Here is a 26138-nt window from a genome sequence, read left to right on the forward strand (position 1 = left end):
ATGGTTACCCTGGTCCTCGCTGCCGGGTGCAGTGACACCGGGGAGAAGACTGTTGTCAATGTGCTCCCGGCAGGTAGTCTCCTGGGGCCAATGGAGACGATGGAAGCCGAATATGAAGCACTGCACCCGGATATCGACATCCGGAGCGAAGGGCACGGCAGTATCCAGTGCATCCGGCAGGTAACTGACCTCCATCGGGACTTTGATGTCATTATCGTTGCCGATGAATCCCTCATCCCGGATATGATGTATATTCCCCGTGAGGACGGAAACGGCACCTATGCCACGTCATACATTCCTGTGGCCCGCAATGAGATGGTCATCGCCTATACCAGCCAGAGCCGGTACGCAGATGAGTGTACAGAGGAGAACTGGGTGGAGATTCTCCGCCGTCCGGACGTCAGGACTGGTATCTCAAATCCGATGCTTGATGCGGCCGGATACCGTGGGCTAATGGTGCTTCTTCTGGCAGAAGAGTACTATGGGACAGATGGCATCTTTGACACAATTGTTACCCGCAATCTTGCTGATGAACCCGTTGTGGTGCGCAACGGCACCACCACAGAGGTGGTCCTCCCGGAGATGATGAAGACGTCAGGCCCCGGCCTTGTGATCCGGGACGGCAGTGTTTATCTGCTCTCCCTTCTGGAGGCGGGCGGTATTGATTATGCCTTTGAATACCGGAGCGTGGCAGAGGAGCACGGGCTGAAATATATCTCCCTTCCTGCTGAAATCGATCTCAGTTCTCCGGCATATGCCGACAAGTATGATGACGTCACCGTGAATCTCGGCTACCAGCGTTTCACGTCCATCGGGAGTGAACGAACAGGACGGCCCATTGTCTACGGCATCACGGTTCCGACAACAGCCAGCCATCCGGAAGCAGGAGAGGACTTTGCAGCGTTTGTCATTGATTCGATGGCAGCAGGATATGATACCTGGCCACGTCCATACACACCGCCGTCAGTCTCACTCTCCCAGTAATATTTTTCCCGTGACTGCGCTGAACCATACCGGGACACCGAACATATCCTGCGGTTGGGTATCCAATACCAGCAGGTAATGCTTTAGTATTTCATGATTTTGCAGCATTTACCGGATATATTTTGGGACGGATTTGTTTCCTGAGAGAAATGGGCTGATCGTTATGCCCATGATGCCAAAAGCATCATATGGTTTACGGAAGGCGGTGTATCGGAGTACTTTCACAGTAGAAGCATCCTCTCCTGGAGTGAAAACCAGATTCGGGGAGGGCGTCCGGCCGGAAAAAAATCAGAGTGTGTTTAAGTCCATCACGGGTTTGATGGTTCCTGGCACCTTCCGGGTGATGGTAAAGGGCTCACCTTTGCCGGCCTGCACCTGAATTGAGAAAGCCGTTTCAGGGGTGAGTCCAGCAGAAGGATACACGAGAATGGTGAATATCTCTCCCGGCTCAATGATGAAGTCGTTATCGGCCTGCTCCCCTGCCTGTACGTGGGTTCTGGATGCAACCGTCCAGTTTGGACGCTGAAGCGGCATATTTCCGGAATACCGGAGCCCCTCGATGTGCTCGTTCCAGGAGATCCGCACGTCTGCTGACTCCATATCAACCCCGCCCATCTCTCCCTCCATAAGGCGCAGGGAGAGTGAGACCGCGCCCATGGTATCCGGGTTCGTCAGGCCTTCTGCCACGGTGACTCCTTCATATGGTCCGCCGGTGTCGGCAAAGCCGTAGACGTCACCGTCTGTGATGAGTGCATCTGCAGAAGCTTCGATGTTCTGAGGAATGGCTCCCTCATCATGGTCTGCGGTAAAGGGGGAGCCCAGCAGGATGTGGATGACAAACAGGACGCCAAGTACCACAATGAAGGCGATCACCAGATCCGCACCGGTGACGGCATCCTCCCGCCTGTTGTTCATACTATCTCTTCTCTCCTCTTCTGTTAAATAATCGCCTTTAGCGTCGCCAGCGTCGGATGATATACCCAATGCAAAAGAGCCCGACAACCCCTGCCGCGATCTCTTGGCGGAGACGGGTGTCGTCAACAGGATTTCCTTCGTCATCCGAAATTGGACCTGCGTCCACCCAGTCTGCAGTGAAGACCTCGCTGAAGTATGTCCCTACTTCGTCGTCTTCGATGATGACGCCCGCCTCCCGGTTGAATGAGGGTGAATTTTCGTTCCAGTTGATGGATGAGATGAGCACCGCATCGCCATCTACGATGACACCCTTGTTGTGGACCTTCTCCGGGTATCCCGGCCCGAGACAGGCAAGTCGTGCCTCCAGCGGCAGATTCTCTGCGGCAGCAACAGCATTAATGCGAGCAGCCATCTCATCATTGTCGTTCTCCCCTTCGGTATTGAACCAGTAACTGTCAAGGATGATTCGGACCGTAACCCCCCGGCGGGCTGCGTCCACAGCCGCTTCGAGGTATGGGTTGGGAGCGTTCTTTGTCCAGTTGCTGATGTACGCCTGCTGGATGTCAACGCTCTGCTCTGCTCCTTTGATGAGTGCCGGAATGAGGGATGCAGTGTCCGGTGCAAAAACAGGAGTCACGGTCGCTCCGCTAAAGGATTGTGTGCCAAAATCCGGCTGATAGGGTACTCCTGATTTGTCATCCGAATCCGAAAGGGTACCGACTGGCGTAAATGGCACAATATCTTCTCCTCCGACGTCTGCCGTGAAGACATCTGCAAAGTAGTCTGCTACCCGTGGGTCAGTAATCAGGACACCCCACCCCCGGTTTCCGGTATCCCCTCTCTCAGGAAATCCGCTCGCCTTGAAATTTTCAGAGACCACGAGCACCGCCTCGCGGTCGGCGATGAGATACTTGGCATGGTCATACCGGTAGCGGGCATGGGCGGCATCGGTCGTCTCCATGGTATATACTGCAGCGCCGGTGTTTCGGAGATATGCAGCGACCTCCGTTTCTTCTGCACTGATGCCCCCGACCGGCCCTCCTTCCAGAAGCAGGGTGACAGTAACACCGTCATCCCGTGCGGCGGCCACGTCAGCGGCGATGCCGGGGTCTGCAAATTCATAGACATTGATGAGCAGTTCATCCTCTGCGAGACGGATGGTGTGTAACAGCATCTCCCGGGATGCATCCGGCGCTGCAAACGCCGTCCCGGAAACGCCGGTGAAGGTGACGGGGGCAAATCGCGACTGACCAATCATCAGGGGGCGGGGGTCCCAGACTCCATCTTCAAAGTAATGCACCTGCCCTTCCCGGCAGACGACATCTCCCGGCCAGGTGACCCGGCAGGTCTCCGTTCTCCCTTTCCGCAGGATCACTTCATCACCGCTGTTGCCCAGTTTCAGGGTGCCGGTGCGGATAAGATCCGGCACGGCGGGTGTGGAGTCATACCATTCATAATCCGGATATACCCCGTGGACGGTGCGGTAAGCCTCTGCCTGCTGTGCCACGACAATGTTCCCGTCTGCCCGTTCACCGTCCGGAAATCGTGCGCTTCCCTCTCCGTCTGATACTGATACCCCGGTGAGACTTCCGGTACCCGTGATGATGATATATTCATCCCCCTCTCCCTTGTACCAGGTGTCCGGGCAGACCCCGGTTATCGTGAATGCTGCGGTGGCCGTGCTGCAGCAGAGAAGTAACAGTATAATGAGAAGAGGGAGGGTGCGCATATCTGAGAGATGCACGGGCCGGGAGATACCCTTTCCGCATTGTATTTGTCAGTGTATCCTACGACGAACGCCTTATACCTCCGGATGATGATGGTATATCTGATTACTGATGGATGTGGCAGAAGAAAAGAGAACAGAGATTCTGGTTGTCAAGGCAGGGGGGAGCCTTATCACAGAGATTCCTGCACTGTATGCCCTGCTGGAATCATCCGGGCGTGACCTCCTGGTCGTCCCGGGCGGGGGGCTCTTCGCCGATGCCGTGCGGCAGAGTGGTGCTGAAGGGTCACCTGCGCACTGGATGGCCGTCTGTGCGATGGAAGAGACAGCCTGGCTATGGGTGGCGGCAGGAGCAACGCCAGTGGAAGAATGGTATTCTCCGGTGGAAGGTGTTTCTGTCCTGCTGCCGTACCGGGTGATGCGCGAGGCTGATCCCCTGCCGCATTCGTGGGATGTGACGTCTGATACCATCGCTGCCTGGGTTGCATCATCGCGAAATGCCCCGCTTCTGCTTCTGAAGTCAGTGGATGGCATTCTCTGCGGGGGGGAGGTCTGTGAAGCGATCCCCCAGGTTCTAGAGACAGGAACGGCGGTAACAGACGTGGTGGATTCTGCATTCCTCCCCTTTGCCCGTGTTTCCGGTATCCGCTGGGCGATTGTGAACGGCCGCAAACCGGAACGTATCCGTATGTTCCTTGCGGGGGGGAGACCCCTTGGCACCTATTCCAATCCACATCTTTAATAGTTTTGATGCCGAATTAATGAGTTAATTATGGCAACAGAGAAGTGTACCTCCTGTAATGTCCCGCTCGCAAATGAGGGCTGGACAAAGTTCCCCTGCCCAAAGTGTGGGGAAATCATATACCGGTGCCACGACTGCCGGCACCAGAGTATTCCATACGAATGCAAGAAATGCGGATTCATGGGGCCCTGAAGTATGGGTGACGTAGCGGTAATTATCAAGATTATGCCCACTTCACCTGAGGTTGACCTCGATGCTCTGCAGGCATTAATCAAGGAAAAGCTTCCCGGAACACAGGACCTGGTTGTCGAGCCTATCGGCTTTGGCCTCTCCAGCCTGAAAGCTGCAATCGTTGTCCCGGACGCTGAAGGGAGCACCGAAGAAGCTGAGGCAACACTCCGCGGCCTTGAGGGTGTTGAGTCTGCCGAGATTGTCTCTGTAACTCTTACCTGAGAACAGAGTATCTGTTCTTATCATTTTTTCCTGCAGGGCGCAGGTTTTGTCTATTCTGCATTTTCCGAGATATGCTGTACACGAAACTGAGTAATTATCAAATCAGTATTCAGCCATATGTCTGAACTACTTGTAACGGGTATTGACACCCATTTTCGGAGAGCGGATCTCTCTTGTTTCCACCGGGAAAGGGTTATCAGGAAAGTTGTCACACCTCATATGTATGTCGGATGATTACTATGCGTTCAGCGAGATATCCGGTGCGGTCGACCGGACCAAAAATCTCCTCTGGCCGTTTCAGTGGGGAGTCTGGTTCCGTATTGCCCTCATTGCCCTTTTCATCGGCGGGGGCGGGTTCAATTTCCCTGGCAGCTCCTATGGTGACGTCTCCGACACCGGCCTTGCCCCCGGCAGTCTCCCGGACCTCGGGATGGATAATATCGGCATCATCCTGATCATCGTGGGTGTGGTCCTGCTGCTGGCGCTCATCTGGATGTTCATCGGATCGGTCCTCCAGTTCGTCTTTGTTGACTGCCTCACGAGTGGCCGGATCCTGCTTACCCGGACATTTAAAGAACGCAGCGGCAAGGGTGTTCGCCTGCTGCTCTTCAACATCGGCATCGGCCTAATTTTCCTCCTTATCATCGCCGTTTTGGCTCTCATATTCTTCCTGCCGGTTATGGACGGGACGCCGCCGGGGGACGCTCTGGTGATCGGCACGGTGCTGATGTTTGTCCTTCTTATACTGGTGCTACTCATCCCGCTGGCCCTCATTGCGATTTTCACCACCGACTTTGTTGTTCCCGTCATGATCCGGGATGACTGCGGTGTGATCGCGGCATGGCGGCAGGTCATCGCCATCTTCGCACCCGAGTGGAAGCAGGCGGTCGTCTACGTACTTGTGAAATTTGTGCTTGGGATTGCCGCAGCTATTCTCCTGTTCATCGCCGTCCTGATCGCCGTAATCATCATCGGTATACCTTTCGTGATCATCGGGGTTGTACTCGCGACGGTCTTCAAGCTGATGAATATCATGCTCCTCCTCCTCCTGCTCATCCCCTTCGTTGTGATTGTGATCCCGGTAACGCTGCTGATCGAAGTGCCCTTCGTCACCTTCTTCCGCTACTACTCCCTCCAGGTACTGGGGAGAATAAGCGAGAAGTACGCCCTTCTCCCAAACGAATCCATGGATGAGCCCGCCGTGTGATCAGGGGCCGGTTGGCACAGTGATATGTGGAGATTTTCCAGACACAGAAAAAAGGCGGTGGTCAACGTGGTGGAAGGAGCGTTTTCCTAATCCCCTGCTCTGATACTCAGGACTTCTCTTTCCCACCCCCGGCAGTCAACACTGGAAACGGTACTGACTATGGGAGAGGAGATACACCTGGCTTTGGAATTGCAATCCTCATCGCCGTACTGTTGATCAATGCATTTGCGGTGGGAAAATGATAAACATACATCCAACAGGAGACTGTGATGAGACTGGCAACAGGGATAACGAGGGGCAGGTTCCTGAGATTTATGAACATTATTTCCCGTGTGCCATTGGCTAATCTTTCCTGATTTGCACTGATGGGAGCACAAATTTGTCCCGGGTAACAAAAATGGTGTGATATCTACCGTGATGTTAGACGATATCTGCCTCATATATTCTGGTGAGAATTCGTTCATTGCCAATGTCTACGGTTGTTATATGTTCTCCGTGTCTCACTCTGGCATCGTTTGGCAGTTCAGTAATATGCATTGCATGTGAGTCATAGAAGGCATCAATCTGGATGCCATCACTGTCAAAAATCCGAAATACCCCGTCCGTGGAAAGGAGCATGACTGCCCCATATGGGATCTCATACCTCTGTGTTCGTTCGTCTGCCGGGACCACCATGACAGCATGCGTCAAAAGGACCGGTTCCATCGATTGGTTCACGGTAAGTGGCGGCAGCTGAAGATGTTCCCAGTCAATGATATTTACAGGCCGGGGAGTTGGCGACGGTTCCGGCATGAGATTGAACACCTGTATTGTCTTGATGTTGTATCGTTCATTGGAGGGCCACACCTCTATGAAATATTCTCCGGGACTGAGCAGTGATGCATTGATACTGCAGAAATACCTGCCTATCGTGAGGTCTGTCCATTGAACGATAGTATTTGTTTCTGCTATCTCGTGAGAATGATCAGAGTATTTTCCGGAAGGATGGTTCATGGTGGTCATCGCGGCCACACCAATTATCTCTCCATCGGGAAGGTTGGTAGTTCCTGACACCTGGATGGTATTTTTGTGTGCCGTTCCTATTGGGTCGATTTCAATCCAGGGGTCCTGCGCAATTTCACTGCTGCTATTTCCGCTGTTATGGGGGGCCGTGTCTGTGATATCCCGGTTTTCGGTAGTGGTGACCGTGGTGGGACGGGTATTCTGCATCGAGGATGCATTGCCACTCGAAAGCGAAGGTGAATTGGCTGGCCGGAAGACTGCTGTGCGGTGATATGTGATGCCGGGTTCATCAGGCATTGTATTTGAGATGAAGGTGAACCGCTCTTCAGTTCCTGACTTATGCACCATGACAGGGTATATTATGCCGGCAAATATCCGTGTAATTTCCGCAGTGCAATGTTCTCCGTAAGAATTATCGGGATATATTTGCTGTTCATTTGTGGGTGGTGCATTAAGCCCGGGCAGCCATATCCCGGCGGTGGAGTTGTCATTTAACAGAGCAGTGGATGATAAGGGGCACACAGCTGCCGCAACACCTCCGCACACCACGGCAAAGAGTGCGATTGTCGAGAGCAGAAGAACAGACGTATGGTATATGGAGTGTTGTACCGGAACCTGCATGGCTGATTCTATATTGATACCTGACCATGAATGTATTTGATATATTTTTCAACAGGAGATTTTGCCAGACCCTCATTCAAAGATCTTCTCATATGAGACAAATATGTCGGTGGCACTACCTCTCTCAAAGGATTATTGAATCTTTTTCTCACCAAATTTCCCCGCCCATGCCGGCATCCCCGCAAGATACGTTTCTGCTTTTAACTCCGCAGCATCCTGGGCCATATTCTGTGATTCCATAAGAAAATTAACCATCCCCTTCTGCACTTCATCAAAGCTCTTCAGGCTGCTGTCGTTATTTGTGCAGTGCACACAATAGGGACTTGCCGGATTTCCGCCGCCGAAATCCTCCGGTTTATTCATCGGCATGCCGCAGCTCTGGCATTGTCTGGCAGTGACTTTGGTGAATGCAAGATGGTATCCGTCAGTATCCTCGATGGTAAAATCACGGACACCATAGGGTTCGTCTTTAATATCTTCCGTGATATTGACATTGTTCTCCTTTAGTTCCTGATAATATTCGTCGATATCCCCGTCAATGTTCATATAGAGGATTACACCGGTGCCGAACTTTTCCGTAGCGTTGATTCCGTGTTCCTCAGCCGGGATAAACATCAGCACCATTCCATCCTTTGAGAGGTCAGCATACTCGGGTTGATCAACGTTGGGAAAGAGCATGCCCATCTCAAACCCGAGGGATTTGGTGTAGAATTCAATCGTTTTCTTCATATTTCGTGCGGCAAGCAGGGGCGACAGAATACCCATTTATCATCATCTCCTTTGTAGGTCAGCGAAAGAATAGCGCATCTGTTCTTTATACTGTTTTCCCTCACCGGGCATGCAGAAAATATGTGGACAAGGGAATGCCAAAAATTTCGGGAATGCATGCGGCTGGAACAATTCTGAGCAGGATGATTGGAAAGGGGGCTGTAAATAGAGTATAATATATTTCAGAGGGTTTGTGTCAACCTCATGAACACACATAATAATACGCCAAAAAATATTACATATATTCTGGATTTATGGGATAGAGTGGTTCTGATGGATGTGCCGAACACTCCCCCATAGGACATTACATGCCACAGTTATCGAATCTGCCGCAGTCTGTCACTCAGATAATCAATGGACAATTTCACATCATCCAGATTCTTTGCCCCCGTTAGGATGAATTTACCGGACGAGAACAGTAATGCCACCACTTTTGGATCATCTATCCGGTATACAAGTCCTGGGAACTGTTCCGGCTCATATTCAACGCTTTCATGGCTGAGTGTGAGCACCACTTTATTGAGATTGATAAAATCCCCGCTGTCATAGGAGCATACCATATTTGATATGACTACATCCGGCGATGCAAGAGTCTCAATGCCATGGTGCTGCAACTGGCTGATAATGGCGGAAAGTCCTTCCTGAAATTCATCCTTATTTGATATGCCGGTCATAACGATCTTCCCCGATGAGAAGAGCAGGAGTGCAATTTCAGGGGTTTTCATGTGATACACAGCCCCGGGGAATTTTTTCTTATTGAGGACGCACCCATCCAGTACACCGGAAAGATATTCAATATCCAACGCTTCTGCGATGCGCCCGGAAGCGACGATATTTTCAATTTTCAGTGAATCATATAGACCTTCAACATCCATTGCCCTCTTTGTATTGATTCTAATACGATAACAATTGGCCAATCATTTTATCCTTGGGTTGAGCATGAATGGTTTCAGATGGAGATCTGTGGGTATTTACTCAACGAATCGGGTGGACAAATCTCCGGACTGCTATCCTGATCTTTGGTGAGGCGTGCATACACGGGAAGTACGGGGAGAAAAGATATTTGAGGTGCTTCATCCGTCTCCGTGGATATAATTTTGTCACGGGTGTCTGAATTGGTGTTCTTTTCCGGCATTGTTTTCTATAAGTATTTACGATAGAGATTTTCTGTGATCTCAGGGTATGGAGGAGGTTGCCTTGCATATGTCCTCTGGGTGATGTTTCAGGATCAATTTATATTATTTATCTGACATCTTAGGTCATGGAAGAGAGCGGGCATAGAAAAGATATCCTGTTTTTTGTCTATAATGTGGACAGCGATATTTTCAGCGAATTAAAGGATTATTTCCATAAAGCTGTTTCTCCGTCTCCGTATGATTGCCCTCTGCGTGCACTTACCTACGGAAGTACGGGGATGAAACGGGAATGGAAGAAATTTTTAATGGGGCTTGACTTCAGGGTTGAATTCCTGCACCGGGATGAAATGTCAAAGAAATACCCTGCGGTGGCAGTCCCCCTTCCGGCTGTTTTTAAGAGTTCGAATCATTCTTTGAATCTGGTATTGAATGCGGGAGAGATCGGGTCATGCCGGGATCTTGAGGATCTGATGGATCTGTTGACATATAAACTGAAACATGTTGGTGTTATGCTGAATGTTCATTAATATTGGTGTCTTCCAGTCCTGAATGATATGAAACCCATTTTTTAAAACTGAATGATGTTGAAATTTTTTGTGGCTGGGGAGTATTTTGGGTTTTGGAAATTTCCATCACCTGCCCGTCTTCATGAACAATTTTAAATCACATTGACCGAATCCATAAATCTCTCCTTAATCTCAATCGGAGAGAGCGGGATGTTCTTTGCGTCAGAATTTCCCGGTTTCAGGAGAATATGAATGAAGCATGGTCCGTCCCCTCTGTTTTGCCATACCTGTTTCAGTTCATCTGCGGTGTGAACTTTTTGGGTATTTGTGATCCCTGCGGTAATGGCATACAGTTCCATATCAACGCCACCCCAGGCATGTGTCATCTGGTTGCCGGTACTCCCGAATGCGCCGTTATCAAGACAGACGATGGTCAGATTTGTAGGGTTTTCTGCAGCGACAACCGGCAGAATTGCTGTTCCCAGAAGACTTCCGTCTCCGTCAAGAACCACGACACCGCGTTTTGTTCCGAGGCTGATTCCAAACCCCAGCGGCGATGCCTGCGTATAGCTCCCAAGCATGTAGAAGTTTTTATTCCTGTCTGTTGCGGCGTAGAGTTCCTTTCCCGGCACACCGATGTTTGAAACAACGCACTCATCATCCAGCAGTTCTGCGATGATGTTGATGGCGTCCGCCCGCCTCATGACAGGATTCCGGAATCTTCGTTTGTATGTGAGTTCAACATCACGCTGCCGGGAGGGGAATTCGGCTTTTTCAACAGAACACCGGCTGAATTCCCAGACTTTTGGGACAATAAGCGCCACATGCGGACGTGAATTGGTATAGGAATCCCTGATTACATCCCTGACGCTGTCGAGTTCAGAAACATCAGAGATGACGGTGTATGGAATTTCCAGTTCATCCAGGAGACCTGGAATATGTATGTTGAAGGACACCTGGGCAGGGATCTTCTCCTCGTAGACCCCTCTCCAGCTTGCAAGGATGGGAAGCGGCAAATTGTAAAGAACAGTCAGAGACATGATAGCGTTGAGCATATTTCCGAGGCCGGAACTCTGGATGTGCATCACCGGTTTTTTTCCGGCAAGACAGAGGCCTGCACAGAGTCCGACTCCGTCTTCCTCCCGCATAATGGTAATGGTCTCAGAATATGCCTCCAGAAGGGAACAGAAGTCTTTTGTCCTGTCGCACGGAAGAATTACGGTAATATCCACTCCCTCTTCCTTGAGGATGGAGAGCACCTGTTCTTCAGGCATGGCCATTCACCCATGTGTCGATTTCACTCCTGATTTCCTCAACCGGGCTGCCTCCCTTCACGCTGAACATGGGTTCCACAGGGAAACGGTTCTTATCTTCGGCTACGCGTTTGTATCCACCGCCTGCGATGTTGAGAAGGATGTAATCATCCTTCCCGACAGTACCCGTTTCAACGGCCTTTATCAACGATGCCACACAGACAGATGCCGCCGGGTCGGGATCGATCTCTTCTGCATCAATAAATATTTTCTCGGCTTCCTTTGCCTGAACATTTGTTATCCCGTCCATCGTGCCTCCCGTTGCGGACAGTGCATCATACACACCTCCCTTCACTGAGTAGGGGGGATGGCGGTTGGTAAGGACATCGGCATAGACCTGACTGATTGCCCGACGGGCATCCGCCATGTCGGTTTCAGGAAGTATTTCCCTTCTGCCTTCCTGCCAGGCTTTCATCATAGGAACAAATGGTTCGTTTTGTGTAAGATACAGGTGTGGCAGGATTGTTCCAAACCTCCCGTCACCGACAAGACGCATCGAGGCCTCCCATGCGGCAATGCCCCCTGTTCCGCTTCCTACAGCCTGGAAATAGTAGTCCGGCAGCCTTCCTGCTGTAACCGCACCGTCCAGCATCACTGTTCCCATGCCGTCCCTGCGGGCGACATTGCGTGCGCCGCCTTCAGCGACAATTCCCGGTATGGAGCAGATTGCGTTCCCGAATTCAATCGAATCGGTATAATCCCCCTCCACGGTGATCAGGCAGACATTTTCTGCAGGTGTGGTCGTCCAGAGCCGTTCTTTCGATGATTCGGGCACCACAACCACCACCGGAGCGCCGGTAAGCGCTGAAACCTGACAGAATGCCCGTCCGGTATTTCCGGCCGAAGATATCTGAAGAATGCCGTGCCCTTTTTCTTTCATCCGGACGGTAGTCGGCAGGGCTTCCAGTTCCTTGAACGAGCATGACTCAATTGCTGCACCACGCTCCGGCCAGTAACCCGAAAAACCAATGTAGAGGTTTGAGAGTCCCAGTTCCTGTGCCAGTGCTTCGCTTTTGTAGGTGATTGGCCCGGCATCGGACGGTAGGTGACCTTCTACCGGAAGCCAGTCGGAGAACCTGAAGATTCCCGGAAGCGGCTGGATGTCCAGTTGTTTTTTCCAGTAGTACGCCCTGATAAGGCCGGTGCACCCCGTGGGGCATACATTTGTGTACCTGTCAGGGATTTCTTCACTGCAGTCCGGGCATTTGAGTGTATATTTTTCCGTCATATTCATCACATCTGAAGATTTTCGTTACATATCCTGTTTTTTTGTTCAGAGCGGTGCTCTTCTGCTCTCATCCACCCGGACTGCCTGTGTATTGCGGGAACCGCTAAATCCTTTGCTCTGATTGATTTCAAAGGCGTATATCCTCCACCCGGATGTGCATCCCTGACGACTTGTTCAGGATCATATTTACAACACCTGTGTGAGCGAGATACATCATACAGAATCCCGGCAGGAATGTCTGTCTTTTGCCAAACACAGGTTCATGGTTTACTGTTTTTGCAATGCCTTCAAACCCGCTTATGTGGTATGCTTCGAGATCTTTGTATTCCCGTCCCCGTGAGAATTGCGGACCAACCACGTGGGTGGTTATTACCCCGGTGACGGGGGACGCGTCAATCACTTTCAGGACATGCTGAACCGGACATCCGGCACCCATCGGCCTGCCAACCACGATGTCCCCTTCTTTAATATCCCACTTTTCAACAAGATCCGGCCGGAACGGAACAATTATTTTCCTGGCTGAAACTTCGCCCGGAAGAGGTTCAAGGATGAAATCATATGGCGTCCCATGGATGTCAGAACCGGAATATATTGCATCATGGGTGTTTTTGTTTCCAGATTCGCATGGAGTGTAGAATGGGCAGTCCCCGTATGATTTTTTCCCCTCTTCGATATACGCAAGAAAATCTGCACATGACTTCGCACCGCATGCACCACAGTCTTTTCCCGGGGGTGTCCAGTCCATACTTTAATCCCCCCGATAGAGGTAATCCGCCCCGTCAAGTTTTCTGATCACGCCGAAATGGTTTTGCCATCCGATATCGGTCTTGCCAATGCAGATCGTGCACACCCCAAGTGGCGGGGCGCCCCTGAGCGTAATCGTGTCGGGGTTGTTGATTTCCGGGTACTCTTCAATTGCACGCAGGAGATACCGCATTCCTGTTCCCTGCACGGCGTTGGCTTCGATGATGTCGAGATCCCCGTTCACTTCCCTGATACGCTCACGGAATACCTCTTTTTCGGCCTGTGACACCAGATCAATCCGTGTAACGACCGCCATATCGGCAAGGGCTATCATCGGCGCCATCTTCAGGGGTGTGTTTATGCCGTTAACCGCGCTGGTCACGACAATGCCCAGTGATTGTGTGGTATAGGGAGAACACCTCAGGCAGAGTCCGGCGCTCTCGACAATAAGGATGTCCGCCTGTTCTTCCTTTGCCCATCCGATTGCATCTTTCATAACCATGACACTTGCATGATCGGGACAGAGATCCCCCGAGTAGACTTTCTTTGTCGGGATGCCGAATTCCTGTTTCAGTTCCTCATCTTCAAATGCCCGTGTGACATCAATTTTAAGGTATGCGATTTTTTGGGAATCACCAAGATTAGTGATTATCTGTTTTACAACGGCGGTCTTCCCGCATGAGGGCGGCCCGGCAATGACGATCAGTTTCATGTAAATGCCCGGTCACACATCATTTCCCCTGCACGGATCTGTTCACGCATCCGGTACATGATTCTGTCAAGCTCGATCACTTTTTCAAGCGCCTTTTTTTCACTTCCGTTTGGTTCGAGGACTTTATGTACCGCGCCATCTTTCATGACAATTCGCCTGTCGGACATGAGGGATACCATTGGATCGTGGGTGACAAAAATCAGGGCTTTTTTATACTTTTTCAGGGTCTCTATTACTCTGTCTTTGAAGATTCCCGCATTTTCAACCTCATCAAGAAGAATGAGGGGAGTGTTGCTGATCATTATTGCATCGGCAACCATGAGCGATCTGGTCTGGCCTCCAGAAAGTGCAGTCATCTTCACATCCGGACGGATTTTTTCGCCTGTGAACTCATTTGCAAGGTCAATTGTCTTTCCTGCTATTTCTGCCTCAATAATTCCACGTGACTTTATGTGCATCTCAAGAAATTCGCGTACCTTCAGGTCCGCAAGGCATTTTGTATTCTGGGTTATGAGTGCCACCGGCTTTTTTGCAGGGTCGCGGATATATTCTTCCGGCGGTTGCTCCCCGTTTATCAGTATGGTTCTTCGGGTAACAGTGTCATTGGCGGCAAAAATTTCAATGTCATTTATGAACGCACTCTTTCCTGAACCGGTTGGTCCGACTATTGATATTGTGTCACCGGGCCGTATGACAATTTCATCAAAGTTCTCCGTTTCTCCCGAACGGTTCCTTCCGGGCAGAATTGTGATCTCCCTGATTGTCTCAGAGTTCATATCTATAGTAAACACCTATTGGATATTATGATTGTCCAATATGGTGCAATTAATTGGCCATATATGTATAAATTTTGAAAAAATCTGACATATTGGGGAATGCTTGCCCTAAATTCTAAAAGAGTTCGTTTGTCACTTCCTGCAAAATATCTTCATGGAGACGCAGGGACCCCGATGATATGCATTGCAGACGATTCCTTCGCATGTGTGAATCCCGTATTAACGGTATAAAATCATCCCGGAAAACCTGAAGATGGCCATCCTGCATCAGAAAAGAGATCTAAAGTTCCGTGAAAAAATAATGAAAGGGTTTTGTTTCTTTCAGCAGCCTTCATCCAGCCGTTCAATTACTTCCTGGGTGATGCCACGGACCTTCTCAACAGATTTCCGGAATTCATCGACCTCGTGTTCACTGATGTTGATGGCAAGAGGTTTGGCGCCGTTTTTGTCCAGGAGGGCGGGGGTGCCGATGCAGACATCCCCGATGTTGTGAATCTCACTGCTGATGAAGGTGGACACGGTAAGGACCCGTTTCTCATTCCCAAGGATGGTACGCACAATGGTTGCGATTGCATCTCCCGGACCGTATACAGTCGCACCGATCCGGCTTATTATGGCAGACCCGGCGTTCATGACATTGTCCATGATACGGTCCTCGGGAAGGTTTTCGAACTCAGGGAGGTTCTGGATGGAGATGCCTCCGATAGTGGTTGCCGACCATAACGGAACCATTGAGTCCCCATGTTCCCCGATGATGCGTGTATGGACTTCACTCACGTGGACATCAAAGAACCGGGAGAGATTCCATTTCAGGCGCATCGAGTCCAGATGCGTTCCGAGTCCGATGACCTGGCCGGGTTTCATTCCGGAATATTTCAGCGCTACCGCGGTCATCACATCGACCGGGTTTGAGACGATGAATAAAATGGCATCTGGTGCATACCATCCGACCATAGCGGCAAACTCAGAGATCATCCGTGCATTCTCGTGGGCAAGATCAATTCTGTCCTGACCTTCCTTTCGCGGAACACCGGATGTTACGATGATGATGTCAGAGCCTTCAAGGTCCTTTGGGGTACTGGAAAATTTCACATCTGTCTGGCTGCCGCGTGCGGCAAACGAGTCCTGGAGGTCATATGCGAGACCGTGGAGTACCTCTTCTCTCCCGGGGCGTCCAAACAGCAGCAGTTCACTGACGTATGGAATGTATGAAACTGCAAGAGCAGTGTACCGGCCGACATTGCCGGTTGCTCCTATGATTGCTACTTTTGCCATAAAAACACCAGAATAGGGACATATCCGGAGTAGACAATACGTGCCTGACGTATTCTGCCACTCCATCCTCCACCCCGCACCCCCATGGGCGCCGAATGTTCACGGTAAGCCTGCTCCCTTCCGGGCCTCGGCCGGTCTCCGCGACAAGGGGCAGGATATTCCCTACGGAATAGCCAGATTCCCCGCCATTGACCTCATGGGACAAGGCTTCGCAGTCAGGATATGGCAGCTTCAGAAAGGTCGCCAAAGCCGTCTCCGGACTATCACCCCCCGCGTATCGGCGGTTTCGGGCAACAGGTGACGCCTAACCACCCGGGCTAGTCCCCGTATAGTGTTGTTCTTATGGAATAAAAACCTCGCCGCCTGTCTGTTTCTTCCACTGGCGAATTGCGGCTGCCATCCTGACCCGGTTATCCTTGCCAAAGAGGTCGATGACGGTGAGATCCACTCGTTTTGGGAGAACGTCTGTGAGGCGGTTCATATCACCCCACCATACTTCGTAGTGTTTCCCATCCCCGAATGCATCGGCCGCCTTCAGGGGCTCTTTTCTCACGGGAGCTCCTTGTACGTCCTCGTAGGTGATATGTATCTCTACGCTCTCCAGTCCCAGTGCGTCGCGGTTGATATCCAGATTAACGGCCGCCCAGTATGCCGCATATCCCCAGGCGTCGTTCATGATGATTTGTGGGATGTCATATTGTCCTGCGGTAATGCCGAGTGTCCCGGCCCCGCACGCCGCATCGACAAAGACCTCAGGTTGATGCCGTATCACTTCGGTTGCAGTGGTGACCAGTTTTGGGTCAAACCCCCGGGGATACTCGATGTGCGCACAGGACTGCTGCATAAATACGGTGATCGGTGCCTCACCTGTTTCAAAGATATTGGCCCTGACGTCGCACCCGGCAAGGGGTTTGTGGGTATGGTATTCAGGAAGGATAGCTTCCATTTCTGCAATGCCGGGGACCGTCCCCGTATCGTGCACTACTCCTTTGATCTCCGGGATCTCTGCCATGATGCGTTCGGCAGCTGGCAGGGTGACTGAACGAGAGAGAAAGACCATGGAAGCGTTTCCCAGGTGGGGTGGTTCAGTGAGTGCCACCCCCGGGTGGATGAGAGGGATACCTGCTGCCATGACGGGGGCCGTTGCGGGGAGATCGCCTGCTTCTGCCATAATGGTCCAGCAGTCTGCCACGACCTCGTCCAGAGGACGTTTTCCACAGGCGGGGCATGGCGCTTTTCTGCGAAATGACGGAGGTGAACGTTTATCGAGAATGGTGGTCCTGCATGAAGGACAGGGGAGATGGCCTGTTTCCCGCTGCAGAATTATTTCTGTTGCGTTTTCGAGGCAGGAGCCGCCACAAACCGGGCATTTCATTATTCAGGTATTTGTATGCCGTTCCTGATAATAGTTCGCGGCCGGGTTGTCTGGTACGAAACCGAATGCTTTATATTCCGTTTTCAAACAACTGTATGGATTTAATGAAAGACAGGCTCAGAACTTACACACCGCATCTCTTTGCCTCGGTCTTTGGCCTTTCCCTCCTCATGGGAATGGGAGGATATATGATATATGAGGGCCAGTCTGCCGAAATTACGGTTATTGAGATGGAAGGAGCACCCAACGATATCGTCTTTATTGCAGACCCGCACCTCAAGAGCGGGAATCTGGCATTTATGCATTCAGTGGCAGAGGAGATCAATGCGCTGAATGCCTCTGTGGTTCTTATAGGGGGGGATTTTATCACCGGGGATGATGACGATCTCGCCTACCAGCAGGTCTGGGCTGAGATCGACGCACCGGTCTATGCGGTTCTTGGCAATCATGACTATAATGCAGGTGTTCACGGTCTGAACGGTCCTGCGAAGATGCTTGCGATGCAGGAGGCCGATCTCTCGGTGGAGGGCTATGATGTCTCGATGCTGCAGGATGATCCGCTGATTGACTGGGGACTGGCAGAGGATGTCACCGCAGCCCTTGAAGGCGCCGGTGTGCATGTGATGAAGAATGAGTATGAACTGTTGAACCTCGGGGGAACAGAACTCATGCTTGTCGGTGTGGATGACGCATGGGCAGGCAAGTCCGATCCCCCGGAGGTGCCGGAGACGGATGCCTTTACCATCTATATGATCCACGAGCCGGGCGCCCGTGCCGACTGGGATGCGGACATCATCCTCTCCGGCCACCTGCACGGCGGGCAGTTCAGTGCACCGGGCCTCGACCTGATCAAGGAGCTGGGCATCGTTGATCTGCAGGGGTTCTGTTCCGGTGGGGAGACGCCGTGCTTCATCACCCGCGGCATCGGGTCTTCGAGCATGATCGAGCAGGATCTGCGGTTCGATGTCCCGCCCGAGATTGTGGTGATTAACCCGTCTGTTCCGATTGATGGGGCCGATGTTGTGCAGCCGTGATGGGAACCAAACCCGCCGGTTGCTCTTTCCCTCCTTTAACTGTGGGATATCATTTTCTTTCTTTTCAGGCAGAATATCTGGTTCTGCAGCAAAGCATTCTTAAATATATATAATATCTCTCAAATCGCATTTTCTGTGGGCAGGAGACGCAGTTAACCAAAAACGAACGGCTGCTCCTGCTTCTATCGCAGGGATGAATCTGGAGGTTTTCACTGTCCGACTTTTCCAGGACGCCCCTGGTCTCTTGTATAAACAGATCTATTAGCTGTTCCACGGATACACCAGCAGCAGGGCAACCTACACTGGTATCCTCGACAATGTATCCCCGAAAAATGTTCCACAGCAAATCTCCCGCAATGGTAGCAGAACAATGCAGATGACAACAGGCATACGGGAGGTGGGAGCGATGCGTCAGGTTCCACTCTTCCACCTCGTTTCCACCTATATTTGGCAAAAAGTGGAAACAAAAAAATTGGCATATTGGGGTTTATTCTTGTAAAGAGGATAGTAGTATAGATCTATGTACATATAGTACAGGAGTTTTCCACCCAAATCAGATATCATTCAGCGATTTGTTTTCCGGTGCGGATGGTAGCGGGTGTGTGTGTATGTGTGATCCGGGGGAAAGTGGAACTAAATTGGATTAAACGCCTCTCCACAATCAGATATTTGTTTCATTAGCGTAAATTGCTCTAAACGAGTGGAAAACAAAGTGGAACATAGTTGGGAATGGGTGGTACTGTAGGAATAAAGAAGGCAGGACACACACTCCCGCTCCGGGGCATCCCCGACTATTGGGACTTTGAGCGCTCATCTGCCTCTCTGGGGAACTGCATGCTCTGCGGCGACGGGACGGCGGTGTACCATTCCAAAGAGCAACGGGGGAGCGTTAGTGAAACGTATTATGTCCGGCTCGTCCGGGAGTGGAACCGGGGATAAGGGGTGCGGTGAGTATCGTATAGTTTCCGCAGGTGATTGACTTCAAACTGGCAAAATTGGGTGATGTAATACTTTGACATATACTGCATCCTCTAATATCCCGCTATACAGTCTGTTCTCTTCGTGTATATGACCCGATTCTGCTGAGTTCATTTATATTGTATTCTGTTTGGAGAGGGATGAAATTGGAATTGAGGGTTGCACCTATCCCTCCTTGCGCAGGTGTGATGCACGATTCGTATAATTTTTAACGAAATCATGTAATTCCGGCCAAATGTATTTTAATTGGACATTCTGTGGGCCTATGCCTTGGAAAACATGTTCACACAGAAGCCCGGAGAGGGCAGTTCTCAGTGAAGATGGTCTATACATCATCCAAAAATTCCCTTCCAATAGCGGCCGCTCAGTAGTCCACAATTAACCGTATTTTAAGCAAATAACCTGCTTTCATGCCGTATTTTTCCGATATGAAAAAGAAGCAAAAAAGATGGACGTGTTGGCTTCCGATTCTCAAATAAAAGGGGTCAAAAAGAGTGAGTCAGAGAGAGTGGAAAATGAGGTGACAAATGGCATGGTAAATATCAGACAATTGAAGGGTATAGCCGACAGATGAATCATCTGGATATAGCCGGCGGCACGTGCAGGTTTTGATTTAAGGTGATACTATCACAGATACTGTCAGCATAGAGTTTGTTCCGCGTCATAAGCAGCGTTCGAAGTATGACTGGGTTAACATCTCTTTTCAGAACACCAGAGTCGGAAAGGCGCGATGCCTGATTGATGGGGACACCATCACCATATACTCGATAAATATATTTCCTGAGTTTCAGGGACGGGGTTACGGAAGTTTTGTGGTTGGAAAGCTAAAAGAAGTCTATTCAGGTCTTACGGCAGACCGGGTGCGGCCGACTGCACGAAGTTTCTGGTTAAAACAGGGGTTTGTGGATGCCGGTGACGGAAATTATGTGTATGTGAATAAACAGATCAAATAGTTCATTTTGTACTGGTAATTCCCGAATTCCATCCTTTACTCCATCATTTAGGTAAAATCCATATAATTCTCAACCCCCACTTCCCCTCTCGCATACGCGTCATGCCACCGTTCCGGGACAGGATAGTCCCGGTAGAGTTCCTCACGCCGGGCCTCGAGGAGCAGTGGCTCACGTCCCATGAATTCTGCAGCGGAGACGACATTCCCTCCTGCCGCATCAGAGAGTTCCTCCGTCCACCGGCATCCCCCGTGTGAACGGCGTACATGGTGGTCGAGGATGAGGGTGCCACAGCCAATGGCCACCGAGAGGGCGTTTTTCCAGGCTTCGGTGCGGTCCTTTTCCGTCAGGCGCAGGAGATAGAGGGGTGGCCCGGATGCGAGCACTACATCGGGTTCCCATGCCCGGATGGCCGCGACTCCCTCCCGGTTGAGCATCTGGATGTCGGAGGCATGGACGAACGTCTGGTCACCGTCCCGGATACAGGTCATCATCACTTTTCCCAGATGAGAGCGCGGTGATCCGTGGGGGACAGGGGCGGAAAATGAGAAAATTCCCTCGCTGATGCCATCCGCCACCGGGAGCGGACGCCCGAGATGTGCAGCGATTTCCTCCCGGCGTTGGCGGGAACGGAAAGAGAGAAATTCGGTTCCCCGGCACCAGAACCGGGTGCCTTCAAGGGGAGGGATGCGGTTCAGGGAAAGCTGATAGGGGTTTGCGTCCGCAAGCGGGACATGATCTCCATGATAGTGGCTGATCACAATATCCGTTGCCTCCCCCATGGCGGCGATGATCTGCTCCCGCACGACTGCCCCTACCGCCACCTGACAGGGATGAGGGAGGTGGCCGTGTCTGAGATATCCCAGCGCCACCCCCGGATCGATGAGAACCCGCCTCTCGCCCGCCCGCACCGTACACGAGAGACCCCGCACCCCGAGGGATTCGGTACCGATGACCGTGATCTCCATTGATTTTAGTCTGGCAGGGGAGGATGCATAAGGCTTATGCCGGCGGGCAATAATTCAACACATCTGAAAGGAAAACAGAGTGTCAGGAGTTGATCGGGGTATGACAGAACAGAAGTATGTTCATGGATACGGGAAAGAAGACTCGGAACGGCTCGTGAAACAATCGGAGGCTCTGGAAGGGATACTCCATGCAGAGGAGGATTTCCCAGCAGGTACACAGATCCTTGAGGCGGGATGCGGTGTCGGCGCCCAGACCGTGATCCTTGCCCACCGGTTTCCGGAGGCAGAGATTCTTTCGGTGGATATCTCAGAGACCTATCTCGCTCAGGCCGAAGAGCGGGTGCGGTCCTTTGGGTATACAAATGTCACCTTTCGTCATGCCGATCTCGCATCGACCGATCTCCCTCCCGAGAGTGCGGACCATATTTTCGTTTGTTTTGTCCTTGAGCATATACCGGAACCGGAGGCGGCGCTTGCGAATCTCTACCGGGCCCTCCGTCCGGGTGGATCGGTGACGGTCATCGAGGGAGATCACGGGTCTGCCATCTTCCACCCTGAGAGCCCGGCGGCCCGGCATGTGGTGGACTGTCTCATCGAACTCCAGTACCGGAGCGGTGGCGACGGGAATATCGGGAGAAGACTATATCCCCTGCTCACGGATGTGGGGTTTGCAGAGGTCATCGTAACACCTGCCCCTGTTTACGTGGATGCGAGCCACCCGGATCTGGTGGAAGGGTTTACCGAGAAGATCTTCATCGCGATGGTTGAGGCATCCCGTGAGGCGGCATTTCGTGCGGGTCTCTCCGACCCCGCCCGTTGGGGCGAGGGGATCGCCGCACTCCGCAGGACAATGGAGCCGGACGGAACGCTGTATTATTCGTTTTTTAAGGCAAATGCGGTTAAATGAGTGGATAAAATGAGTTTTGTCCCAAAACGTGGAAATATTGGAGGGGCCACCTGAGATTCCAGCCCCATTCCTGAGTGTGGTTCTAATAATATGTGGTGGCCGGGGTTACAGCCACAAGTGCTGCAAGGATAAAAAAGGCAATGACTGCGAGGAGGATTGCCGGCAGAAACACGGCGATAAAAGCCCGTGTGGTTGATATTTCGTGTAGTTCTTTTATTGCAAGAATTTCCAGGGCAAGGGTCCAGAACCCTGCGACGAAACCGATGAGGGGAATCCAGCCGAATATAAGGTTCGGCGTGAGAGAGTAGATGACGGCCCGTACGGTAGTGGTAAGACCCTTCCTTCCCCCTGCGATATAGACGAATATGTGGAGAAGGACGCCACCAATGAAGAGGGCGATGACACCGAAGATGATGATGAATATGATAGACGCAATGACCATACCTAACACTCCTAACGCAGCCAGCCCGCCTGCACCGAGTGCCCCCATTCCGGCCTGAGCACCGGCCATTCCTCCAAGCATACCCATCAACAGTCCGAGCACAACACCGGTCAGTACCCCGTAGATCACGAGGAAGAGAATAAAATACCGCATTGCGTCCCCGAAGCTTTCGTCTCTGTGTGCAACAAGTGTCTGTGTAGGATCGAGAAGAAATCCTTTGACTTTATCGAGAAATCCGGTTGACATGATATTATTTCACCTGCTGATGTGTTTTGGTTTATGGGCGATAAAGATATTTACCGGTTCATCCCGCCTTTTGATTTCCTATCTTCACATCCTCTGGAATGGGAATGGGTTGGGCATCCTGCCTGCCGATTCTTCAGGAATATGAAAATTTCGTCAGGATGACGGCAGGCTAACATTTGTAGAGACATCCGTGGCCTTTTGTATAATCCGGTCGGTTTAAGAGCACTGCTACAGCAATGATCGCTGGTGCATGGGAAAGAAATTCAGAATGGATGCAGAGCCTAAAAATGAGTGTATAGGATTTGCTTTGGGCCGTCCCCAACACCATTCTAATACTATGTAATGGTTGGGGCTGAGATCAGGAAGAATGCCAATGCAAGTGCTATTAGAACAAACATGAGGATAAACGGCAAAATGACCGCGATGACTGCTCTTGCGGTTGATATCTCATGGAGCTCCCGTATTGCCAGAACCTCCAGGACAAGTGACCAGACCCCTGCGAGGAAACCGATGAAGGGTATCCATCCGAAAAGCAGGTTTGGTGTAGCTGAGTATATGACGGCCCGCAGGGTGGTGCTGATGTCCTTTCTTCCGCCCGCAATATAAACAAATATGTGGAGTATGCACCCTCCGATGAAAAGTGCGATGAGACCCGCGATGATCATCACAACAATTGCCACAATGATCGTTCCAATGGCCCCGAATGCTGTCAGGGCCGCAGATAGTCCTGAAAAGCTTCCTGCTATTCCATAGCCCAGTCCGATAAAAATCCCGTTTAGTAGGCCATAAATCGCCAGAAGTATCAGATAATATGGCAATGCGTCCCCGAGGCTCTCGTCTTTGTGTGCAGTCAGCGTCCCTGTGGGATCAAGAAGGAATCCTTTTACGTTATCGAGAAATCCGGTTGACATAGTGATATTTCACCCGATTGTGTGTTTTGGTTTGCGAATGATAAAGGTATTTACCATCACCATTTCCTCACTCCTTTCCTCATCCGGCAGTTTCTCAAGAGTATATCTGAATACATTTCTGCGGCATCTGGTCCGTATGGGCTTTGAGGCATGCAGAGACCATGCCTGGAGTTGTCTGGGTGTTCTGCGAAATATCAGATGAATCGTTTTCTATTATGAAATGCCGAAATCTTTTGCTTCGCTTGTTATTGTCAAATCAAATCCGAGGCATTATTGCTGAACATGAAACAACATTCAGGTAGCTGTTATGTCATTGTATGATACCCTCAGGGATTACTGGGGATACACCTCGTTTCTTCCTCAGCAGACTGAGGCGATATCGTCTTTGCACCTCAACCGTGATGTACTCCTGCTCAAAGCGACCGGCGGGGGGAAGTCCCTGTGCTACCAGATTCTCCCGGTGCATACCAATACTCTGGGCATTGTTGTCTCTCCCTTAATCTCCCTGATGAAGGATCAGGTGGATGATCTCCGGCAGAAAGGTATCCGTGCGGCGACACTAAACAGTGAACAGGGAGCTAATGAGAACAGGGCAACCGAACGGGCTCTCGGGGAAGGCAAAATAAATCTTTTGTACGTCTCTCCGGAACGGTTTGTCAGTAGCCGTTTCATCCGCCTGCTCAAAGGTCTTCCCCTCTCCATCGTTGCGGTTGATGAGGCCCATTGCATCTCCCGGTGGGGCCATGACTTTCGTCCGGAATACCGGAAGCTCCGGATGGTAAAAGAGACCTGGCCGGATGTCCCGGTCATCGCGGTGACGGCGACTGCCACCCGTGCGGTGAAGGATGATATTGTCCGTCAGCTGAACCTGAAGAATCCCCGTGTACTCGTGGGTTCGTTCAACCGGGAAAACCTGTATTATGAGATTCGTGCATCGGCAAATCCGAAACGGGAGATCCTTGGGTATCTGGACTCCCATCGCGACGTATCAGGCATCATCTACTGTTTTTCCCGGAAGAATACCGAGGAGCTATCCTCGTATCTGCAGGGACAGGGATACTCTTCTCTCCCGTATCATGCGGGCCTCAAGGACAATATCCGCAGGAAGACGCAGGAATCATTTGTCCGGGATGAAATACGGGTGATCTGTGCGACCGTTGCCTTTGGAATGGGTATCGATAAACCGGATATCCGGTTTGTCCTGCACTATGACCTGCCCAAGGATATCGAATCATATTATCAGGAGACGGGGCGGGCGGGACGGGATGGCATGCCCGGCGAATGTATTCTGTTCTATGACAGGGATGATCTGGCAAAACACCTCTGGCTCATTAATCGTTCTGATATGGACCGGGATTACAAAGAGGTGCAGAAGAAGAAACTCTATGCCCTGACACGGTTTTGTGAATCCCCGGTATGCAGAAGGCATACGCTTCTGAAATATTTTGGTGAGAAATTCCCCGAAACAAACTGTGGAATGTGCGACAACTGTCAGAAAGAGACCGGGAGAGTTGATGCAGGAGTTTACGCACGAAAGATTCTTCTCTGCGTCAGGGAACTGAACGGCCAGATCGGACGGGGAAAAATTGCCGGAATTCTCTGTGGTTTGGAAAGTAATGAGGTTAAAAGCCTGCATTCGCAAAAGCCAAAATCATTTGGCTCCCTTGTGGATATTCCCGAAACACAGGTGAAAGAGTGGGTTGACGACCTGATCTTTCAGGGCTACATCATGCGGTCCGGCAGGAAGTATCCTGTTCTTTCCCTGACGGAAGAAGGGTGGACGTATCTCAAAGGTCACAAAAATATCCCGATATTCCTCAGTAAACCAAAGATGAGTGGAAAATCATCTCCTGCCATGCAGAAAATGGATCTATCCTGTGTCAGGTACAACCCCGCCCTCTTCTCTCTCCTTAGGATACAGAGGGATGACGTTGCAAGGCGTGCCGGGCTTCCGAAATATATGATCTTCACCGACCCGTCACTAATCGGGATGGCAGCATACTATCCGCGGACAAAGGCTGATTTCCTGAAGATAAAAGGAGTCGGAGTTGCCAAATGGGATGCATATGGCGAACTGTTTGCCGCCGTGATCGTACACTTTTGTGAGGAGAACGGCATTTCCGTGGCGGATGGTGAGCGGTAGAGAGGACCGTGCCGGCCTTCCCCTTTGCGGTCAGGACAGATTATGAGTTCCGGCGGTATGAAACAAAAAACGGGAA

Annotated in this window: 26 protein-coding genes and 1 other RNA gene; 11 read left to right on the forward strand and 16 right to left on the reverse strand. The window is 51.2% G+C overall.

What is annotated here, in order from left to right; genetic code table 11:
* Nucleotides 1–984: a tungstate ABC transporter substrate-binding protein WtpA gene (wtpA, locus tag OU421_RS06825; RefSeq protein ID WP_268185324.1), complete on the forward strand. Its 984-nt coding sequence runs from the start codon at nt 1–3 to the stop codon at nt 982–984.
* A 288-nt stretch (nt 985–1272) separates the two neighbouring features.
* On the opposite strand, the gene OU421_RS06830 is transcribed toward wtpA, so the two are convergent.
* A complete protein-coding gene (locus OU421_RS06830; RefSeq protein WP_268185325.1) occupies nt 1273–1899 on the reverse strand; it encodes a hypothetical protein in 627 nt (208 codons plus the stop codon).
* 37 nt (nt 1900–1936) lie between these two features.
* Nucleotides 1937–3628, reverse strand: coding sequence for a phospholipase D-like domain-containing protein (locus OU421_RS06835; RefSeq protein WP_268185326.1), 1692 nt, complete (start codon nt 3626–3628; stop codon nt 1937–1939).
* A 115-nt stretch (nt 3629–3743) separates the two neighbouring features.
* Between OU421_RS06835 and OU421_RS06840 the strand changes: the two genes are divergently transcribed.
* The 4 genes from OU421_RS06840 to OU421_RS06855 all read left to right on the forward strand — a co-directional run bounded on the left by OU421_RS06840 (nt 3744) and on the right by OU421_RS06855 (nt 6027).
* Complete coding sequence (locus tag OU421_RS06840; RefSeq protein WP_268185327.1) at nt 3744–4367, forward strand: amino acid kinase family protein; 624 nt, start codon at nt 3744–3746, stop codon at nt 4365–4367.
* A 30-nt stretch (nt 4368–4397) separates the two neighbouring features.
* Nucleotides 4398–4559 carry a zinc finger domain-containing protein gene (locus OU421_RS06845; protein WP_268185328.1) on the forward strand — a complete coding sequence of 54 codons (162 nt, stop codon included), beginning with the start codon at nt 4398–4400 and terminating at the stop codon, nt 4557–4559.
* A 3-nt stretch (nt 4560–4562) separates the two neighbouring features.
* The gene (locus OU421_RS06850) at nt 4563–4820 is read left to right on the forward strand and encodes an elongation factor 1-beta (RefSeq protein WP_268185329.1); all 258 of its coding nucleotides are present in this window, start codon (nt 4563–4565) and stop codon (nt 4818–4820) included.
* A 223-nt stretch (nt 4821–5043) separates the two neighbouring features.
* Complete coding sequence (locus OU421_RS06855; RefSeq protein WP_268185330.1) at nt 5044–6027, forward strand: DUF7544 domain-containing protein; 984 nt, start codon at nt 5044–5046, stop codon at nt 6025–6027.
* 420 nt (nt 6028–6447) lie between these two features.
* Here the strand turns inward: OU421_RS06855 and OU421_RS06860 are convergent, their stop codons facing one another.
* The 3 genes from OU421_RS06860 to OU421_RS06870 form a co-directional block, all read right to left on the reverse strand.
* Nucleotides 6448–7650 (reverse strand): hypothetical protein, encoded by a 1203-nt coding sequence (locus tag OU421_RS06860; protein WP_268185331.1) that lies wholly within the window; start codon nt 7648–7650, stop codon nt 6448–6450.
* Between the two features lie 132 nt (nt 7651–7782).
* Nucleotides 7783–8415 (reverse strand): VOC family protein, encoded by a 633-nt coding sequence (locus OU421_RS06865; RefSeq protein WP_268185332.1) that lies wholly within the window; start codon nt 8413–8415, stop codon nt 7783–7785.
* A gap of 320 nt (nt 8416–8735) precedes the next feature.
* Nucleotides 8736–9293: a TATA-box-binding protein gene (locus OU421_RS06870; RefSeq protein WP_268185333.1), complete on the reverse strand. Its 558-nt coding sequence runs from the start codon at nt 9291–9293 to the stop codon at nt 8736–8738.
* 386 nt (nt 9294–9679) lie between these two features.
* Here OU421_RS06870 and OU421_RS06875 point away from each other — a divergent pair, with 386 nt between their 5' ends.
* Nucleotides 9680–10081: a hypothetical protein gene (locus tag OU421_RS06875; protein WP_268185334.1), complete on the forward strand. Its 402-nt coding sequence runs from the start codon at nt 9680–9682 to the stop codon at nt 10079–10081.
* A gap of 131 nt (nt 10082–10212) precedes the next feature.
* Here the strand turns inward: OU421_RS06875 and comE are convergent, their stop codons facing one another.
* The 8 genes from comE to OU421_RS06915 form a co-directional block, all read right to left on the reverse strand.
* Nucleotides 10213–11334 carry a sulfopyruvate decarboxylase subunit beta gene (gene comE, locus OU421_RS06880; protein ID WP_268185335.1) on the reverse strand — a complete coding sequence of 374 codons (1122 nt, stop codon included), beginning with the start codon at nt 11332–11334 and terminating at the stop codon, nt 10213–10215.
* Nucleotides 11327–12601, reverse strand: coding sequence for a cysteate synthase (locus OU421_RS06885; protein ID WP_268185336.1), 1275 nt, complete (start codon nt 12599–12601; stop codon nt 11327–11329). Before OU421_RS06885 ends, comE begins: the two co-directional genes overlap by 8 nt.
* 127 nt (nt 12602–12728) lie before the next feature.
* A complete protein-coding gene (locus tag OU421_RS06890; RefSeq protein WP_268185337.1) occupies nt 12729–13346 on the reverse strand; it encodes a (Fe-S)-binding protein in 618 nt (205 codons plus the stop codon).
* A 3-nt stretch (nt 13347–13349) separates the two neighbouring features.
* On the reverse strand, nt 13350–14057 hold the full coding sequence (locus tag OU421_RS06895; RefSeq protein ID WP_268185338.1) for a GTP-binding protein: 708 nt from the start codon (nt 14055–14057) through the stop codon (nt 13350–13352).
* Complete coding sequence (locus OU421_RS06900) at nt 14054–14833, reverse strand: ATP-binding cassette domain-containing protein (RefSeq protein WP_268185339.1); 780 nt, start codon at nt 14831–14833, stop codon at nt 14054–14056. Before OU421_RS06900 ends, OU421_RS06895 begins: the two co-directional genes overlap by 4 nt.
* Nucleotides 14834–15154: 321 nt before the next feature.
* A complete protein-coding gene (locus tag OU421_RS06905) occupies nt 15155–16108 on the reverse strand; it encodes a malate dehydrogenase (RefSeq protein WP_268185340.1) in 954 nt (317 codons plus the stop codon).
* A gap of 12 nt (nt 16109–16120) precedes the next feature.
* Nucleotides 16121–16436, reverse strand: an RNA gene (ffs, locus tag OU421_RS06910) — signal recognition particle sRNA.
* Nucleotides 16437–16448: 12 nt separating this feature from the next.
* A complete protein-coding gene (locus OU421_RS06915) occupies nt 16449–17483 on the reverse strand; it encodes a hypothetical protein (RefSeq protein WP_268185341.1) in 1035 nt (344 codons plus the stop codon).
* Between the two features lie 104 nt (nt 17484–17587).
* On the opposite strand from OU421_RS06915, the gene OU421_RS06920 reads away from it, so the two are divergent.
* From OU421_RS06920 to OU421_RS13070, 3 genes are all read left to right on the forward strand, one after another.
* The gene (locus OU421_RS06920) at nt 17588–18517 is read left to right on the forward strand and encodes a metallophosphoesterase (RefSeq protein ID WP_268185342.1); all 930 of its coding nucleotides are present in this window, start codon (nt 17588–17590) and stop codon (nt 18515–18517) included.
* A 729-nt stretch (nt 18518–19246) separates the two neighbouring features.
* Complete coding sequence (locus tag OU421_RS06925) at nt 19247–19456, forward strand: hypothetical protein (protein ID WP_268185343.1); 210 nt, start codon at nt 19247–19249, stop codon at nt 19454–19456.
* 683 nt (nt 19457–20139) lie between these two features.
* Nucleotides 20140–20448: a GNAT family N-acetyltransferase gene (locus tag OU421_RS13070; RefSeq protein ID WP_407659798.1), complete on the forward strand. Its 309-nt coding sequence runs from the start codon at nt 20140–20142 to the stop codon at nt 20446–20448.
* A 47-nt stretch (nt 20449–20495) separates the two neighbouring features.
* Here OU421_RS13070 and OU421_RS06930 read toward each other — a convergent pair whose 3' ends face one another.
* Nucleotides 20496–21413, reverse strand: a complete 918-nt coding sequence (locus OU421_RS06930) for an MBL fold metallo-hydrolase (RefSeq protein WP_268185344.1) — start codon at nt 21411–21413, stop codon at nt 20496–20498.
* 100 nt (nt 21414–21513) lie between these two features.
* Between OU421_RS06930 and OU421_RS06935 the strand changes: the two genes are divergently transcribed.
* Nucleotides 21514–22320 carry a methyltransferase domain-containing protein gene (locus OU421_RS06935; RefSeq protein ID WP_268185345.1) on the forward strand — a complete coding sequence of 269 codons (807 nt, stop codon included), beginning with the start codon at nt 21514–21516 and terminating at the stop codon, nt 22318–22320.
* Nucleotides 22321–22402: 82 nt separating this feature from the next.
* Here OU421_RS06935 and OU421_RS06940 read toward each other — a convergent pair whose 3' ends face one another.
* Both OU421_RS06940 and OU421_RS06945 read right to left on the reverse strand, forming a co-directional pair.
* Nucleotides 22403–23008, reverse strand: a complete 606-nt coding sequence (locus OU421_RS06940) for a YIP1 family protein (RefSeq protein WP_268185346.1) — start codon at nt 23006–23008, stop codon at nt 22403–22405.
* A 335-nt stretch (nt 23009–23343) separates the two neighbouring features.
* On the reverse strand, nt 23344–23919 hold the full coding sequence (locus OU421_RS06945; protein WP_268185347.1) for a YIP1 family protein: 576 nt from the start codon (nt 23917–23919) through the stop codon (nt 23344–23346).
* A 307-nt stretch (nt 23920–24226) separates the two neighbouring features.
* On the opposite strand from OU421_RS06945, the gene recQ reads away from it, so the two are divergent.
* The gene (gene recQ, locus OU421_RS06950) at nt 24227–26062 is read left to right on the forward strand and encodes a DNA helicase RecQ (protein WP_268185348.1); all 1836 of its coding nucleotides are present in this window, start codon (nt 24227–24229) and stop codon (nt 26060–26062) included.
* The last annotated feature ends 76 nt before the right edge of the window (nt 26063–26138 follow it).

The sequence above is a fragment of the Methanogenium organophilum genome (assembly GCF_026684035.1).
Lineage (GTDB): Archaea > Halobacteriota > Methanomicrobia > Methanomicrobiales > Methanomicrobiaceae > Methanogenium > Methanogenium organophilum.